The sequence below is a fragment of the Streptococcus oralis genome (genome assembly GCF_002386345.1).
GTDB classification, from domain to species: domain Bacteria; phylum Bacillota; class Bacilli; order Lactobacillales; family Streptococcaceae; genus Streptococcus; species Streptococcus oralis_S.
Genome location: NZ_CP023507.1, coordinates 786,236 through 803,612, shown reverse-complemented (window position 1 = coordinate 803,612; position 17,377 = coordinate 786,236). Strand labels below are relative to the sequence as shown.

Sequence of the window (17,377 nt, the reverse complement as noted above, 5' to 3'; positions counted from 1 at the left end):
GGTATTCTTACAAGTAGTATAGCATGAAACAGGTTCACAAACATCAGTCCTTAGGCCGATTTAAGATGACGAGTTTACCACGGCAGACGCCACAACGATAGCGTTTGGTATCAATCCTTCTCTTACGCTGATAACTTTGCTGGCAAGATTGGCACTGATAGACTAGGTAAGCACTTTGAGATTGTGTTTTCATGGGTGGTACATAGCGCAGTCCATCCACTTCTTTCAAAAGTTCTTTAAAATCTCGGTCCTTATGTCGATATCCTTTTTTCTGAAAATAAAGGTGATAGTGACAGAGTTCATGGCGCACGATTTTGCGAAAGACTTCCAAACCTAGTTCATTATAGACCTTGGGATTAAAGTCCAAATGCCCATCCTTGGGGAAAAATCGCCCACCTGTCGAACGTAGACGAGAATTCCACTGGGCTTGGTGTATAAAAGGTCTACCAAAGTCTTCGAGTGAAACAGACTGAACGTACTCAGTTAGATTCATCTGGAGCGAGGAGCGACAGATTGACTTTTTCACGCTCGGTATCGATTTTCTTAACCCAAACCGTTACCAAATCTCCAACAGACAACACTTGGCTGGGATGTTTGATAAATTTGCGACTCATATGAGAAATATGAATGAGGCCGTCTTCGTGAATCCCGATATCAACGAAGGCACCGAAGTCAACGACATTACGCACCACACCTTCCAGCTTCTGGCCGACTTTTAAGTCTTTGATATCCAAGACATCTTGGCGGAGTACAGGTGCGTCAAAGGAATCACGGAAATCTCGACCTGGTTTGAGAAGGTCGGAAATGATATCTTTAAGCGTTTCTGGTCCAAGATCCAGTTCTTGCGCCATCTCCTTGACTGATAGGGATTTAAGCTTATTTTGTGCTTCTTCATTCAAGTCCTTGATATCCAAGCGTTTGAAGAGCTCCTTAACCGCAGCATAGTTTTCTGGGTGAACTCCTGTATTATCAAGAATATTGCTACTTTCAGGGATACGGAGGAAACCAGCTGCCTGTTCAAAAGCCTTGGCACCCAGACGAGGAACCTTCTTAATCTGATCGCGTGAAGTGATTTTTCCCTCTTCCTCACGGTATTTGACGATATTTTCAGAAATGGTTTTATTGAGTCCAGCTACGTGGGAAAGAAGTGCTGGGCTGGCTGTATTGACATTGACACCGACTTGGTTCACCACGGTATCCACGACAAAGTCCAGACTCTCAGACAGTTTCTTCTGACTAACATCATGCTGGTACTGACCGACACCGATTGACTTGGGATCAATTTTGACCAATTCAGCGAGGGGATCTTGCAAACGACGGGCGATAGAGATAGCAGAGCGTTTTTCAACAGTTAATTCTGGAAACTCCTGACGAGCAAGTTCACTGGCAGAGTAAACGGAAGCGCCACTTTCATTGACGATAACATAGCTGACTTCAGGAAAATCTTTCAGAACTTCCGCCACAAAGGCTTCACTTTCCCGACTGGCCGTCCCATTTCCGATAGCAATAATTTCCACACCGTATTGACCAATCAAGTCCGATAAATCTTTCTTGGCTTCTTCGATTTGACGAGTTGATGCTGGTTTTACTGGATAAATGACTTGGGTCGTCAGCATTTTCCCTGTTGCATCAACAACAGCCAGCTTGGCACCTGTACGAAAGGCGGGGTCAAATCCTAGAACCACGCGCCCTTTCAGCGGAGCAACCAATAGGAGATTGCGCAGATTGTCTGAAAAGAGTTGGATAGCCCCTTCTTCTGCTTTCTCAGTCAATTCTGTCCGTATACGTCGTTCGATAGCAGGCAAGACCTTTTTCTTAACTGACTGTTGAACCACTTCATCTATATAGGTATTTTTCACCTTGAAACGGGCAGCAAAGAAAGCAAGAATACGATCTGTCGCGTGCTCAAAACCGACTTTTAAGACGCCTAGCTTCTCCCCACGGTTGAGAGCCAAGGTGCGATAGCCCTGCATGTTGCCAACTGTCTCTGAGAAATCATAATAAATCTGGAAAACTTGCTTCTCATCAAGACTCTCATCTTTGACTTTCGAAGTGATTTTAGAGTGTCTCAACACTTCCTGATAGGTCAGTGAACGCAAGGTCACATCTTCTGATAAGGCTTCAACTAAGATATCAACTGCTCCAGCCAAGGCTTCTTGAACTGTCGCAAATCCTTCACAGACAAACTTCTCAGCTTCTTTCTCTAAGCTAGTAACATTCTGCAAAATCAAGCGAGCAAGAGGAAAGAGTCCAGCTTCTCGGGCAATAGTTGCCTTGGTCCGACGCTTTTCCTTATAAGGAAGGTAGAGTTCTTCTACATCTGCTAATTTCTCAGCTGTCAGGATAGCATCTTCCAATTCCTTGGTTAGTTTGCCTTGTTCTTGTATCTTAGCTAAGACACCTTCCTTGCGGTCATTAAGATTAGTCAGACTTTTATCCAGGTCGATAATGGCCTTAATCGCCACCTCATCCAAACTACCAGTCATGTCCTTTCGATAACGCGCGATAAAGGGAATTGTCGCCCCCTCAGCCGTCAAACTTAGAACGGTATCGATTTGCTTTAAGGTTACTCCCAAATCTTGGGAGATTTTTTCATATTTTTTATCCATAAATCTATTATACCATAAGGAACTGCTCTTGTTTTGCCTTACCTGTTTTTGCATCTTTGATTATCAAAATAATCCCTTTTCCAAAAAATAATAGTATAATAGAGGTAGAATGTAGAAAAGAGGTAGGCCCATGGCTGTTAAATTTACAAAAACCGATGACTTGGACAAGATGTTTGAAGAATTTGCTAAACTTCCTGACTTAACACAAGTCAGTTTCCCAGATGACAAAGAAAAAAAAGAAAAAGTTGAGAAGAAAAAATAGATGATGATTTTCCAATCTCTTCCTCCTAGTGTATTACAAGCGGGAGCTATTTTTCTCTCCATCATGATTGAAGCCCTTCCCTTTGTCTTGATTGGAAGTCTCATTTCGGGATTGATTGAGGTCTATATCACACCTGATAAAGTTTATGAGTTTCTCCCTCGCAATCGTTGGGGGAGGATCTTTTTTGGTACCTTCATTGGCTTTCTCTTTCCTTCTTGCGAATGTGGAATCATTCCCATCATCAATCGTTTTCTGGAAAAGAAAGTGCCCAGCTACACGGCCGTTCCTTTTCTGGTGACTGCTCCCATTATCAATCCTATCGTTCTTTTCGCTACTTATTCTGCCTTTGGCAATTCCTTAAAAATTACCTTCTTGCGAGCTCTGGGAGCCATTGTAGTTGCTTTGGTATTGGGTATTTTTCTAGGATTTTTCTTGAAGGAATCTATTCAAAAAGAGAATCCTATCACTTGCCATGAACATGACTTTTCACACTTGAGTCCCGCTAGAAAAGTCTTTCAGGTCTTTATACAGGCTATTGATGAGTTTTTCGATATGGGGCGCTATTTGGTCTTTGGTTGTCTCTTTGCAGCTATCGTGCAGGTCTATGTCCCGACTCGGATTCTGACCTCTATCAGTGCTAGCCCACTCCTTGCGATTCTCTTGCTCATGTTTCTTGCCTTTCTCCTCTCGCTTTGTAGCGAGGCGGACGCCTTTATCGGAGCTTCTCTTCTCTCGAGCTTTGGCCTAGCACCAGTCCTTGCTTTTCTAGTCATTGGCCCCATGCTTGATATCAAAAATCTCCTCATGATGAAGCACTATCTCAAAGCGCGCTTCATCTGGCAATTCATGGGCGTCGTGACTCTGCTTGTCTTGCTTTATTCTTACATGATGGGGGTGATGTTATGATCCGTTTTATCATTCTACTGGGTTATTTTTCCCTAACTCTGTATCTGCAACTATCTGGCAAGCTCAGTCACTACATTAACCTCCACTATTCCTATCTAGTCTATATTTCTATGGTTCTTTCTCTTCTGTTGGCTCTGGTCCAATTCTACATCTGGATTAAGAAAATCAACTCTCACAGCCATATGGAAAGTCGTCGAGCTAGACAAATCAGCGTCCTTTTACTGTCTCTACCTCTCTTGATTGGAGTTGCCTTTCCGACAGTAAGTTTGGACTCGAGAACCGTATCTGCCAAAGGCTATCATTTCCCACTCGCTGAGGGAATCGATACAGCCATTCAAGCAAGTGAAGGCACATCCAGTCAATATCTCAAACCCGATACCAGTACCTATTTTTCCAAATCTGCTTATGAAAAGGAAATGAGGAAAACAGCTGATAAATACCTCTCCCAGGAAACCATTCAAGTCACAGACGAAAACTATTTGGAGGTCATGGAAGTTCTCTATGACTATCCTCAAGAGTTTGAAGGAAAGAAAATCGAGTTTACAGGCTTTGTTTATAACGATCCTAGCCATCCAGATAGCCAGTTCCTCTTTCGCTTTGGAATCATCCACTGTATCGCAGACTCTGGTGTATATGGACTCCTAACTAAGGGAAACTCACGCCAGTATCCTGACAATACTTGGATCACCGCTAGAGGAACCCTGACTCTTCACTACCATAAAGAACTCAAACAAAAACTCCCAACACTGGAAGTTGAGAGTTTCACAAAAGTAGACAAACCAGAAAATCCTTATGTCTATCGCGTGTTTTAATAAAAAGTAGCCTTTGTAGGCTACTTTTTTTGTCCATTATATGAATTTCATTCTATCTACTCTTTCGAATTGATAGCAAACTCTTACTCTCCACCCTTCCAGTTCCGAGCAATCTCTTCATCTTTCTGGAGTTGGTCTACGAGCTCGTCGATGGAGTCAAACTTGACCATATCTCGGACACGGTCCAGCCAGTAGACCATAACTGTCTCACCGTAAATATCGTCTGAAAAGTCGAAAATATTGACTTCAAAACGTGGTTCTTCACCATCAAAGGTAACATTTTTTCCAACACTTGCCATGCCACGATATCTCTGACGTTGCACTTCGATATCGACTACGTAAACACCATCTGCTGGCATGTAAGTTCGGTCTCTTAGAACTAGATTGGCTGTTGGATAACCAATAGTCCGCCCACGAGCATTTCCATGAACGACCATTCCACGAGATGGGAGCGGAGTGCCGAGCAGATGATTGACTTCCTTGACATCTCCATCAAGAATAGCTTGGCGAATCCGTGTAGAACTAATCTTGCCCTTTTCATCCTCAACTGGAGGAACAATGATAATCTCTCCATCAAAATAGTCCTTCAGTTCATCCGCAGTTTTCTTATCTGAGCCAAAGGTATAGTCAAATCCTGCTACAATAATCGCTGGTTTTAAAGCTCTAACATATGTATCAAAGAATTCTTGACCCGTTAAACTAGCAAATTTGCTACTAAAGTCTAGCAAGAAAAGAGCCTCTACTCCGTGCCACTTCATCTTGTGCTCCCGCTCCTCATGATTAACGATGTGAAGCATGAGCTCAGGTTGGTAAGGTTGTAAGGCAAGTTTTGGCGATTCTGTAAAGGTCATCACGACAACTGGCAGATAGTCCTTCATCGAAGCCTTACTGGCCACTTCAAAAAGTTTCTGATGACCCTTGTGGATGCCATCAAAATAACCTAGTACAAGGACTGTTTTTCCCGGTACTGCAATATCTTTTTCGTTCTTAATAGGTACTGTTGTAATCATGAAACTATTATATCATAGAGCCAGTCTTTTCGCTAAGAGGAAATCCCAAATGTCGTTTTTTGCGCCTGAACTGACCTTGATAGACAATTCAAGCTATGAGTTTTTAAAAATAGCACCTCCTAAGAGATGCTATCGTTTGGTAACTAGTCTACTGTTTCTTCTAAGTCTTTTAACTTAACCGAGACAATTTTAGACACACCTGATTCTTGCATGGTCACTCCATAGATAGAATCAGCTGCCGCCATGGTCCCCTTACGGTGAGTCACGACGATAAACTGACTATCCTTGTCAAAGCGGTTGAGGTAATCCCCAAAACGTTTGACATTGGCTTCGTCCAGCGCAGCCTCTACCTCATCCAAGATGACGAAAGGAATGGTCTTAACTCGGATGATTGAGAAGAGCAGAGCCAGAGCAGATAGGGCTTTTTCACCACCACTCATGAGGTTGAGAGATTGGATTTTCTTACCTGGTGGTTGAACAGAAATCTCCACACCAGCTGTTAAAAGATCGCCCTCAGTCAATATCAAGTCTGCCTGACCACCGCCAAACATCTGTCTAAAGGTCACTTTAAAGGACTCACGAATAGCCTCAAAGGTTGATTTGAAGCGTTCCTTAACCTCATCATTCATCTCTGTGATGGTCACAAGAAGTAGGTTTTTAGCAGACAAAATATCATCTCGTTGGCTATTTAGAAAGTCTAGACGGTTGTGAACTTCTTCGTACTGTTCAATAGCATCCAAATTGACTGGACCGAGTGAGCGAATAGCTTTCTCTAAATCCTTAACCTCTTGCTCTGCCAGAGTGAGATTTTCCAGTTCATGCGCTTTTTCTAGCGCCTCATTATAGCTGATCTGGTACTGGTCTGTTAGTTGAGCTTGTAGATAGCGCAAGCGTTCGCTGACCTTTTCTTTCTTGGCTTCAGCACGTGTTTGTTTACGAATCCACTCCTCATTCTGCTGACGAGCCTGATCCAAATGGCTGGCAATATCATCCAGTTGACCCTCGATATCATCCAACTCAAACTGCTTGCGAATCAAACCTTGTTGGAGGTTTGTTTTCTGAGTTTTGGCCTCTTCCACCTGCTGACTTAGCAAATCCGTATCCACTTTCTCAAGATTATCAACCTTTTCTTGGAGGAGACGCTGAATCTCCTCTTGCTCGATATCCAGATTATCCAGTTCCTTACCTAGGCGTTCAATATCAGTCACTTCGTACCGCTTTTGTCCTTGCAGTTCGGACTTAAGCAAGCGCGCTTGAGAAATCTGTTCCTGCAAGTTTTGATAACGTTCTTGAATAGCGTTTTTGTTAGACTTAATCTCTTCAATCTCAGCTTCCAGATTTTGCTTTTCACTGGCGATAGTAGCGAGGCGCTCTTGGCATTTTTCCTTGTCCGCTTGCCAATCTCCTTCAGATAGGCGATTTAATTCCTCTTCTTGAAGTTTCCAAAGCGTTTCCAGTTCTTCGACCTGCTGATTGGTTTGTTGATAAGCAAGATACAAGCCTTGCTCCTGAATACGAGCTTGCTCACCCTGAGATTTGATAGCTTCTAATCTTTCAGTCAATACCGCCATCTCATCTTGCAAGGTCTTCAAACTCGCTTCTTCTGACCGCAAGTTAGCTTCTTCCTCAGCAATTTCTTTTTGTAATTGCTCCAGCTCTGGCTTGATGAAAATACTGTTGTTTTGACGATTGGCACCCCCCGCGTAGGAACCACCTGTACGCAACTCTGTCCCATCAAGCGTCACCACACGAACCTGATAGCGAACTTGACGAGCTGCCGTACGCGCGTGTTCTACTGTGTCAAAGATAGCCGTCTTAGCAAGCAAGTTCTTAAAAATGGCTTCTAGTCTCTTATCAAACGACACCAACTCATCTGCCATTCCCAGAAATCCTGGACTTGCAGCGATAGCATCTTGGTTCTGACTAGAAATCGTACGCGCCTTGATAGTCGTCAATGGAAGAAAGGTTGCACGACCAGCTCTGTTACGTTTTAGGAAATCAATCGCCTTTGTTGCCGCGTTTTCATCTTCTACAATGATATGCTGACTGCTAGCTCCAAGCGCAATCTCCAAAGCAGTTTGATAATGCACTTCAAAGGTCAAATGTTCACTGACTGCACCAATGATCCCACCAAGACGGTCTTTTTCTTGGAGAACACTCTTAACACCCGCATAAAAATTACTATGATTTCTAAGGATATTCTCTAAGCTCTGGGCTCGAGCCTGCTTATTTTTGAGACTGTCCAGACGGTCAAAGAGTTGGCTCTGCTGGGCTTGGAAAGAAACTTTCTGCTCCTCTTGCTCCTTGGCACTAGCTTGGTAGTCAGCCAATAATTTCTGAACCTGCTCCTTGGCAGTTTCAAGCTCAGCCTGCTGTTGACTGGCCTTTTCTTTAGCTGTAGCCAGTTGTTCTTTCAGTTTCTCAAGTTGATCAGCTTGTTTTTGAGACAGCTGACGGCTGTTTTCCAACTCATTCTCGATGCGGGTCAGTTGGTTGGAGACATCCGCTTCTTCTTGTAAAAGCGCCACAAAACGTTCACGCAAGAGTTCAATCATTTGGTCAGGATCATCTGAAAATGCCAACAACTCTGCTTCTAGGCGATTGAGTTCCTTGTTGTTTTCAGCTAGACTTTTCTCTAACTGTTCCAAGTTCGCTTCTTTTTCAGCCTTTTCCTTACTTAAAACCTTTCTCTTATCTTCCAAAGTCGCCAAACGGGTTTGTGCCTCTTGTTGATTGAGGGCTACTTGCTCAGATTCCAGTTTGGATAGGGCTAGTTTTCGCTCTAAGTCACTGATCAAACTAGTCAAATCCATCAAACTTCCTTGGTCTTTAGCCATTTCAGCTTGGAGATCTTGGCGTTTCTTTTTAAGAGTTTGATTTTCCTCTTCTAACTCTTCACGCTTTTGGTAATAGCTAGTCAAAAGTTCCTGAACCTGCGTTAGCTCTTCTTCTGTTAGCTCTAGTTCAGCCTTGTTTTCCTTGATTTGAGCAACCAGTACATCCAAGTAAATCGCCTTGCGTTGACCATCCAAGTTAAGAAACTTACGAGCATTTTCAGCTTGTTTTGCAAGGGGCTTGATTTGATTATCCAACTCGAAGATAATGTCTTCTAAGCGGTCGAGATTGTCTTGAGTTTGTTGCAGTTTGCTTTCTGTTTCTTTTCGACGAGTCTTGTATTTTAAAACCCCAGCAGCTTCTTCAAAAATAGCTCGGCGTTCTTCGGGCTTGGAGTTAAAAATTTCCTCAACCTTCCCTTGAGAAATGATAGAGAATGAATCCCGTCCCAAACCTGTATCCAAGAAAAGGTCGTGCACATCACGCAAGCGAACTTTTTTGCCATCAATCCGATACTCGCTATCACCACTACGATAGATATGGCGTTCTACCTTAATAACTTGCCCCGCATCCTTGATAAAGCCATCTTCATTGTCCAAGGTCACGATAACAGAGGCATAATTGAGCGGTTTACGACTTTCAGTCCCAGCAAAGATAACGTCTGGCATCTTGCCACCACGAAGACTCTTGACACTGGACTCTCCCAAGGCCCATCGCAGACTTTCTGTGATGTTTGATTTCCCAGAACCATTGGGCCCAACGACAGCTGTCACACCTTGGTCAAAGACGACCTTGGTCTTGTCAGCAAAGGACTTGAATCCCTGAATCTCAATCTCCTTTAAATACATGAATCCAGCCCTTTCTCAACTGCATTTTTGGCGGCCTCTTGCTCTGCCAATTTTTTAGAACGGCCTTGACCTTTTCCGATACTCTTGCCCTCAACAAGAACTTCTACATCAAAAACTTTATCATGGGCAGGCCCCGTCTCAGAGGTCACCTGGTAGCGAATATCCACATCGCCATTAACCTGGAGCAGCTCTTGCAGGTGTGTCTTGTAATCCTTAATCATTTCAAAGTCACCTGCTTCAACCTTGGGAATCATGACCTGATAGATGAACTCTTTTACCCTAGCAACATCCTTGTCCAAAAGCAAAGCACCCAAAAAGGCTTCAAAGGCATCTCCAAGAATGGTGTCACGATTGCGCCCACCAGACTTTTCTTCCCCTTTCCCCAGCTTGATAAACTGATCAAACTGGCAATCACGCGCAAAACCAGCCAAACTCTCCTCACGAACAATCATGGCACGGAGTTTAGACAAATCTCCCTCTGGTTTCTTAGGATATTTTTTATAAAGATATTCTGAAATCAATAATTGCAGAACAGCGTCTCCTAAAAATTCCAAGCGCTCATTGTGTGAAATTTTTAAGAGGCGGTGCTCATTGGCATAACTCGTATGAGTAAAGGCCGTTTCTAGTAAGTTTTTATCTGCAAATTCGATTGCAAAACGCTTCTTTAGTACAGTTTGTAATTCTTTCATACCAACCTCTTTCTAACTGATAACAGTCTCTTTTATTATATCAAAAAAAGCCCTCCGAGTCACTTTAAAACGGGACTAGAGGGGATTTGAGCATTATTTAGAATAAAATTTTCAATTTTAGGGACAAATTTGAGGCGAGATAAAGAAAAAGCCTTATTTAAGGCTTTCTTAGGCTGTTTACATCCACCCTGAGGGAATCGAACCCCCATCTTAAGAACCGGAATCTTACGTGATATCCATTACACTAAGGGTGGAAACTTGTTTTATTATAACAGAAATTTGCTCTAATAACAAGTTTTTTATGGGTAGACTAAGCGTCCATTAATGGGAAGCATCTCCATTCCAGATAGAGTTTTTCACGATCACATAATCAACGTGTTTAAGGTCAGCAAGCCTGCGTCCACCTGCATAAGAGATAGCACTTTGTAAATCTTGCTCCATCTCAGTAAGGGTGTCTTGCAAATGCCCTTTGGCAGGAAGTAAGATGCGTTTACCTTCCACATTTTTATATGCTCCTTTTTGGTATTGAGAAGCTGAACCATAGTATTCTTTGAACTGTTCGCCATCGACTTCAATCGTCTTTCCTGGGCTTTCGATATGTCCTGCAAATAGGGAACCAATCATGACCATGCTGGCACCGAAACGGATAGACTTAGCAATATCGCCATGAGTACGAATCCCACCATCAGCGATGATCGGTTTACGCGCAGCCTTTGCACACCAGCGTAGGGCAGCCAACTGCCAACCACCTGTACCAAAACCTGTCTTTACCTTTGTGATACAAACCTTACCAGGACCTATTCCAACCTTAGTAGCATCCGCACCGGCATTTTCCAATTCACGAACAGCTTCTGGTGTTCCTACGTTACCAGCAATGACAAAAGTATCTGGCAATTCTTTCTTGATATGTTGAATCATAGAAATCACGCTATCCGCATGACCATGGGCAATGTCAATCGTGATATACTCAGGAACATCAGCCTTGAGTCGGCTAACAAAGTCATACTCGTAATCCTTGACACCGACAGAAATGGAAGCAATGAGCCCTTGATCGTGCATGCGTTTGATAAAAGGAATGCGCCCAGCCTCGTCAAAACGGTGCATAATGTAAAAGTAACCGCCTTTAGCCAGTTGCTCTGCTACATTCTCATCCAAAATCGTCTGCATGTTGGCTGGTACAACAGGTAGTTTGAAAGTGTGATTTCCAAGTGTGACACTGGTATCTGCTTCTGCACGGCTTTTAATGACACATTTATTTGGGATCAACTGAATATCTTCGTAATCAAAAATTGGAAATTCATTTAACATATCGATGTCTCGTTTCTTTTGTAATGACCTACCTATGCTTGCGCATCCCTACGCCTTTTGCGACGTTTCCTTGATTTATTATAAACCAAAGTACAGTTTTTGTCAAATAATTTCAATTATAAAACAATAATGTTCGGTTTTTATAATTTAAATATAAAAAGTGAGGAGATTAGTTTCTCCCCACTTCCTTATCAATATTTCTTTTAAAAATTGCTTCGGAGCTTTCCATCATTTCACAAAATTCATTATAAGATGAAGCATTCTGAGGAATTTGGATAGACCACTTTTTAAGCAAGACTCCGTACCCCACTACTTCTCCTATCTCACTATTTACTGATCGCTCTATACTAGGAAAAATCAATCCAGCTTTCTCAGCTTTTAAAATATAAGAATAGGAAATCAGCTGGAATAAGTCCTCACGGTTGATTCCTTTTTCAGTATCTTCAAGTTTTTTATATTTAGCATCTAGAACTATTTTTAACTCTTTATGATAAAAATCTGGAAATACTTTTCTTTCACGATTAGAAAATACTGAAATTCCGTCCGTCTTATCCTTATTTCGTGGATGTATGAAATCTTTTGGCAACAGGGTGTAAATATACTCTTCCCAGAGCCAGGAAACATCAAAAAGAATACCATGGATTTTTTGTTCATGATACCCTAAACCGTGCTTTTCTTGGCTTAGAATCATCAGACAAAGTTCTTGTAACTTTCTGTACTCGTGAAAGTATGCATGACGTATAGGTTTAGATTGATTCCCCCGAATAATCTTAGCACGATCAGCTAGTTTATAAGATGGGGTTACTCGCACGATTTCTGCCATATTTTCACGATTACTATCGAGTAGTGTTCCAAAACTTTTTTGAGTCTTTATGTACTCAATCGTATGCCGAATCAACTGCATGAGGGGATTATCATAGGTGAACTCTCTTGTTGTATAGGCAATATTTCCCATAAAAGGAACATTTCTTTTAAGATGATTTCCAACATCTATCACTCCCTTCACATGACTATCGTTATGGAAAAATTGCTGATATTCCTTATAAAGACCTTTTCGGAGAGCAGCTTGCAGATATTTGGGAAAGAGGTAAATCAAAAGCTGATAGAGCTTATCTTCGGGAGATATTCCAACATCCAAACTAGTCAGATTGATATGAAGTACCTTTTGTAAAAGATAATGCAAAAAATGGTCGTTACTTTTATCAGAAAAACGAGAGGAAATCGTTAATCTTTCCTGACCATATCCAAGAAAACCAATCACGTTCCCTGTCTTGATTTCCTGATTAACTGTTTCCAAAATCTTTTGGTCCTTGTCTAAATCAGGAGAATTCATCAAATCATTTGGGAAAATAAAAATATTGTCCTCTCGAGATAGGTTATCTAGTGTTCTATCAAGAAGGGCTTGACTTAGGTTGGGAAATTCTGCGACAAAATCTTCTCTAGCAATTCTATGCTGATTATCAGTTATCCGCATTATCATCACCAGTATCTTGCTGAACTGTTTGCTCTTTATTTGTCAGATTAAATGCTTTTTTCAATGTTGCAAGAGTTTCAGATTCTTCATAAGAACCTCGTAAGTAATCTTCCAAAAGAGGTTTGAGGTAATCTGACCAGAGTATTTCATAGTCAAAGTCTACATCCTTCAACTTAAGGAAATAACTTGGACCGATATGATAATGACTGTTTAGCTCCTGAACGTTCTCGATAGCAGCGTTCAAATTTCTTAAACGAAGTTTTGCTTCTTCTGCATGGATATCTAGTTCTTTATCCAACATAGCAACTTGGCTTTCAGCAGTAACTTCAACAAAACGGAAACGACGACGCATAGCAAAATCAAAGGTATCTACTGAACGGTCAATATCATTCATTGTTCCGATGATGTAGACATTCTCAGGAATATAAAACTTGTCATCCGTCTCATGTAAATTAGCATACTGGGTGGAAACACTCCCCCTTTCGCCACGATAACCAGGGTCGATAGAGAAAAAGAGTTCACCAAAAATCTTAGAAATCTCTCCACGATTGATTTCATCAATGATGAAGACGAATTTCTTGTCAGTGTCAATCGTTGGAGATACATAATCGCATAATCCATAACTTTCTTTCATGTGATCCAAAACAATTTTTTGATAAGTTTCGTACTTTAAATTAGTATCTTCACCCTTATACAAAAGATACACTTTTTCTTTGGTAGCAACAGGAGAATCAAACTTCACATTCCCTTGACTATTTAAACTGGCTGGAACAGAACTACGAGGGAAGAGGTATTGTCCTTGCTTTTCATTGATAGCATCCGTTAGCTTACCCCACGCTTCCTCAAAATTATCTTGGCCTCCAGTTTTTTGAGCTTCTTTAGCCTTCTGACAAAATTTCTTAAAAATGCCGTCCTGCAAGCCAAAGTTAATCTGTCCATCATTTACCAGGATTGGTCTCAACCCCTCTACAAAATCCGTATAATCATAGGAAGGGTGAAACTGTACAAATTCGATTTGGTCTTCGTTGCCACCCGTTAATTCTTTGGCAATTTCTTTAGCAAGATAAGTTTTTCCTGTGCCAGGAGCACCGCGGAGGATGAGGTTTTTGGATTTTTTTAATATACCACTATAATTAAATAAAAAATCATTCCTTAACATAGTTTCACTTTCTAATTTTTTATACTTTTTCCAATTAGGATGATTCAAAAAATAGTCATAGTCTTGAATTATGATTTCATCACTTGCAGCAAATTTTATTAACTGGTTAGTCTCTTTAGTTCGATACTTAATATCTGATGGAAACCATATTGTTTCTTGCCCCGTAAAGAAAAACCACTCCCTCTCTATATACTCTTTTTTCCAATCAACAATAATGGTATGCCCATCATCTAAAACCTCTTTAACAGTCGCCATTCCACGAATTTTCATCACAGAAACCTTTAAATCATCTTTCTTTACAAAAGGTACATTCTTCTTTTTGACATATGTGGATTTAGCAAATAAAACGTCACCTGGTTTAATTTTATTAAACAACTTTAACATTCTTTGATACTGTTTATTTTCCTCGTTATTATGCCATCCTAATTCCCACTTTCCTTCTTTCATAAAATATTCAAGATAATCATCATCACCAAATTTTGTACCAACAAAAAAATAGTTATTTTGTTCACTGTTCATTTGAATACTCCTTTTTACTTTCACAAGTAAGTCCTATTAATATATAGTTCATCTCTAGCATATCATATCCTATAAAAAAAGAAAAGAAATTCTAAACAAAAAGCCCAGCGTTAGGAGCTTCAATGTCTCTTAACACTAGACTTCTTTTCAATATTAATAATACTCACCCTGACGGTAGTCCCATGAGTTAAAGGTATCTGACAGGTGCATCATGATTTTATCAATGTCAAGCCCTTTGCGGATAACAACTGGAGCTGGTGAGATTGAACGGTCTCCTCCTTGTTCTGGGATGAGCTTACCATCTTTATCAACCATAGACACCATCACACCTTGCTCGTAGCGCGTTTCAATCGTTTTATCAGGTTGGATAGATGCCACATAGTCGTCTGCCTCGATGACAAGGTCCACTGCTCCTTCTATACGTTCTCCGATACCTTCCACCTTACCGCGGTTTCCTTTTCCAGATGGGTTAGCTGATGAGGCGTAGACCATTTTACCTTCTTCCCAAAGTTTAGCAGCCAGTTGTTCACCAGCTTTACCAAATTTAATGACAAAACAGCTAGTACCACGAACGTCAGTCATAAGTTCTTCACGGCCATCACCATATGCTTTGAGTTTTTCAAAAGCTTCTGGTTTCCATGGAAGGATACAACCAAGTAGAATGTCTTCGTCCCAATGTTTTTGATAGAAGGCTTCAATTTCTGAGTTGAGTTGTGCTAAAGCTCGAAGCTCATCCATGCTACCACAGAGAACGACACCTGGTTTGTTACGGTTACGTTCTTTGGCTGCGAACTTACGCTCAAGTCCTGCCTTGTCGCTCGTCATGATAATGTAACCAACTTTTGTAGGACAAACAATACATCCGCCCTCACCTTTTAAAATGTCATAGCCTTCTTGAGAAAGTGTTCCGTTCCATTGAATGTGTTTTGTCATAGTTCTATATGTCCTTTTCTATTTTTCTAATCCTGCCAGTAGGCTGGACGTTGTTTTTCATAGGCAGCAATCAAATCTTCATACTGCAAAGTAATACTGATATCATCCAAACCATTTAAGAGCTTGTGTTTCCACTCGCTATCTATTTCGAAAGCGAATTCTCCAACTGGTGAAATGATTTTTTGTTGTTCCAAGTCCACAGTTACCCGGTCGCTTGCTTGTAGCTTGGCTAATTTTTCTCTAACCTCTCTAGGCTGAACAATAGGCAACATACCATTATTGAGTTCATTATTATAATGAATGTCCCCGAAAGATCCTGCAATCACGACTTTAAAACCATAGTCAGCTAGAGCCCAAGCTGCGTGTTCTCTGGACGATCCTGCGCCAAAGTTGTCCCCTGAGATGAGAATACTAGCTTTTCGGTATTCTGGTCGGTTAAAGACAAAGTCTGGGTCCTCAGTATACTTGTCGTCCAGATAACGCCAAGCGTACATAAGGTACTTACCAAAGCCTTTCTTATCAATTAACTTGAGAAACTGCTTGGGAAGGATTTGGTCGGTGTCGATATTATCATTCATGAGAGGAACGGTCGTTCCCGTATAAACTGTAAATTTCTCCATATCCTCTCCTTACTGGGCCTCTGGCATTTTCCGAACATCTACGAAGCGCCCTGCGATAGCCGCTGCAGCTGCCATGGCTGGACTGCAGAGATGGGTCTTAGCACCAAATCCCTGTCTATCTTCAAAGTTGCGGTTACTGGTTGAAGCACAATGGACGCCATCAGGTACCTTGTCGGGATTCATCCCTAGACACATGGAGCAACCTGGGTCTCTCCACTCAAAACCAGCATCTAGAAAGACTTTGTCCAAGCCCAACTTCTCAGCAGCTCGTTTCACAGGACGAGAGCCCGGAACTACAATTGCTGTTAGATTGGGAGCAATTTTCTTCCCTTTGACAAATCGCGCAGCCAGTTGCAAGTCACTGAGTCGAGCATTGGTACAAGACCCGATAAAGATATAGCCTAGCTCAATATCCTCTGGCTTTTGACCAGGTTCCAAGTTCATGTAATGATAAGCTCGTTCATCATTCATATCCTTAATTTCTGGGAAGCTACTGTCAAAGTCAACGCCCATAGCAGGATTGGTTCCCCAGGTCACCATAGGAGCCAAGTCTGAGACATCCATCTGGATAACCTTATCATAAACAGCATCCTCATCGCTGACAAGCGTCTTCCAGTCAGCAACAGCCTCCTCGAAAGCTTCGGGAACGCATTCCCGTCCCTTGAGATAGTCATAGGTAGTCTGATCTGGATTCATGATTCCCATCTTCGAACCAAACTCGATGGACATATTGCAGATGGTCATTCGCTCTTCCATGGTCAGAGCATCAATCGCTTGCCCACGATATTCCACCACATAGCCAACACCACAAGCAACGCCATACTTGGCAATTAAGGCGAGAATGTAATCCTTAGAATAAACTCCTTTTTGAGGAACACCAGTGAATTCTACCAGCATTTTCTTGGGTTTAACTTGCCAGAGTGTCTGGGTAGCAAAGACATGCTCAACCTCACTGGTCCCAATCCCAAAGGCGATAGCTCCGAAAGCTCCGTGGGTAGCTGTGTGGCTATCTCCACAGACGATGAATTTTCCTGGTTGCGTCCGTCCTGTTTCTGGACCAACCATGTGAACGATGCCCTGCTTTTCAGAACCGTGGGCAGCATGTTCAATCCCAAACTCCTCAACATTTTCAGCAAGCTTATCAATTTGAGCCTTAGAAATCACATCTCGAATATCGTAGATATTGACCGTTGGTACATTGTGATCAAAGGTTCCAAATGTCAAGTCTGGCCGTCTCAATCTGCGACCTGCATCTCGTAATCCTTGAAAAGCTTGGGGACTGGTCACTTCATGAATATAGTGCTGATCCACATACATGAGTTGGGGCTGCCCTTCTTCTCCTGTGATAACATGACGGTCCCATAATTTATCAAAAATTGATTTTCCTGCCATT

The 17,377-nt window shown here is 41.8% G+C and carries 14 protein-coding genes and 1 tRNA gene; 3 read left to right on the top strand and 12 right to left on the bottom strand.

The genetic code is table 11. The annotated features are described in order from the left end of the window. Positions 1–43 precede the first annotated feature (43 nt). Positions 44–493 carry a SprT family protein gene (locus CO686_RS04010; RefSeq protein WP_049500010.1) on the bottom strand — a complete coding sequence of 150 codons (450 nt, stop codon included), beginning with the start codon at positions 491–493 and terminating at the stop codon, positions 44–46. Then, positions 480–2,609: a Tex family protein gene (locus CO686_RS04005; RefSeq protein ID WP_049500012.1), complete on the bottom strand. Its 2,130-nt coding sequence runs from the start codon at positions 2,607–2,609 to the stop codon at positions 480–482. The genes CO686_RS04010 and CO686_RS04005 overlap by 14 nt, the downstream gene beginning before the upstream one ends. A gap of 130 nt (positions 2,610–2,739) precedes the next feature. Between CO686_RS04005 and CO686_RS10450 the strand changes: the two genes are divergently transcribed. The 3 genes from CO686_RS10450 to CO686_RS03990 are packed head-to-tail and all read left to right on the top strand — an operon-like array spanning position 2,740 to position 4,589. Further along, positions 2,740–2,871 carry an SPJ_0845 family protein gene (locus CO686_RS10450; RefSeq protein WP_049500013.1) on the top strand — a complete coding sequence of 44 codons (132 nt, stop codon included), beginning with the start codon at positions 2,740–2,742 and terminating at the stop codon, positions 2,869–2,871. Then, the gene (locus CO686_RS03995; protein ID WP_049500015.1) at positions 2,872–3,777 is read left to right on the top strand and encodes a permease; all 906 of its coding nucleotides are present in this window, start codon (positions 2,872–2,874) and stop codon (positions 3,775–3,777) included. After that, entirely contained in the window at positions 3,774–4,589 is an 816-nt protein-coding gene (locus CO686_RS03990; RefSeq protein ID WP_049500016.1) for a TIGR03943 family putative permease subunit, read from the top strand. Before CO686_RS03995 ends, CO686_RS03990 begins: the two co-directional genes overlap by 4 nt. An 83-nt stretch (positions 4,590–4,672) precedes the next feature. Here CO686_RS03990 and CO686_RS03985 read toward each other — a convergent pair whose 3' ends face one another. From CO686_RS03985 to leuC, 10 genes are all read right to left on the bottom strand, one after another. After that, positions 4,673–5,599 (bottom strand): bifunctional riboflavin kinase/FAD synthetase, encoded by a 927-nt coding sequence (locus tag CO686_RS03985; protein WP_000633645.1) that lies wholly within the window; start codon positions 5,597–5,599, stop codon positions 4,673–4,675. A gap of 143 nt (positions 5,600–5,742) precedes the next feature. Next, complete coding sequence (gene smc, locus CO686_RS03980) at positions 5,743–9,282, bottom strand: chromosome segregation protein SMC (protein WP_096753543.1); 3,540 nt, start codon at positions 9,280–9,282, stop codon at positions 5,743–5,745. After that, positions 9,273–9,971 (bottom strand): ribonuclease III, encoded by a 699-nt coding sequence (gene rnc, locus CO686_RS03975; protein ID WP_000661472.1) that lies wholly within the window; start codon positions 9,969–9,971, stop codon positions 9,273–9,275. Before rnc ends, smc begins: the two co-directional genes overlap by 10 nt. 182 nt (positions 9,972–10,153) lie before the next feature. Further along, a tRNA-Arg gene (locus CO686_RS03970) sits at positions 10,154–10,225 on the bottom strand. Between the two features lie 67 nt (positions 10,226–10,292). After that, positions 10,293–11,279, bottom strand: a complete 987-nt coding sequence (locus tag CO686_RS03965; RefSeq protein ID WP_045617255.1) for a GMP reductase — start codon at positions 11,277–11,279, stop codon at positions 10,293–10,295. Positions 11,280–11,448: 169 nt separating this feature from the next. Then, the gene (locus CO686_RS03960) at positions 11,449–12,753 is read right to left on the bottom strand and encodes an McrC family protein (RefSeq protein WP_045617973.1); all 1,305 of its coding nucleotides are present in this window, start codon (positions 12,751–12,753) and stop codon (positions 11,449–11,451) included. After that, complete coding sequence (locus CO686_RS03955; RefSeq protein ID WP_045617257.1) at positions 12,740–14,431, bottom strand: McrB family protein; 1,692 nt, start codon at positions 14,429–14,431, stop codon at positions 12,740–12,742. Before CO686_RS03955 ends, CO686_RS03960 begins: the two co-directional genes overlap by 14 nt. Before the next feature lie 153 nt (positions 14,432–14,584). Continuing rightward, positions 14,585–15,364 (bottom strand): L-threonylcarbamoyladenylate synthase, encoded by a 780-nt coding sequence (locus CO686_RS03950; protein ID WP_045617259.1) that lies wholly within the window; start codon positions 15,362–15,364, stop codon positions 14,585–14,587. Between the two features lie 26 nt (positions 15,365–15,390). Continuing rightward, complete coding sequence (gene leuD, locus CO686_RS03945; protein ID WP_045617261.1) at positions 15,391–15,984, bottom strand: 3-isopropylmalate dehydratase small subunit; 594 nt, start codon at positions 15,982–15,984, stop codon at positions 15,391–15,393. 9 nt (positions 15,985–15,993) lie between these two features. Beyond that, positions 15,994–17,376 (bottom strand): 3-isopropylmalate dehydratase large subunit, encoded by a 1,383-nt coding sequence (gene leuC, locus CO686_RS03940; RefSeq protein WP_065371822.1) that lies wholly within the window; start codon positions 17,374–17,376, stop codon positions 15,994–15,996. Position 17,377 lies beyond the last annotated feature (1 nt).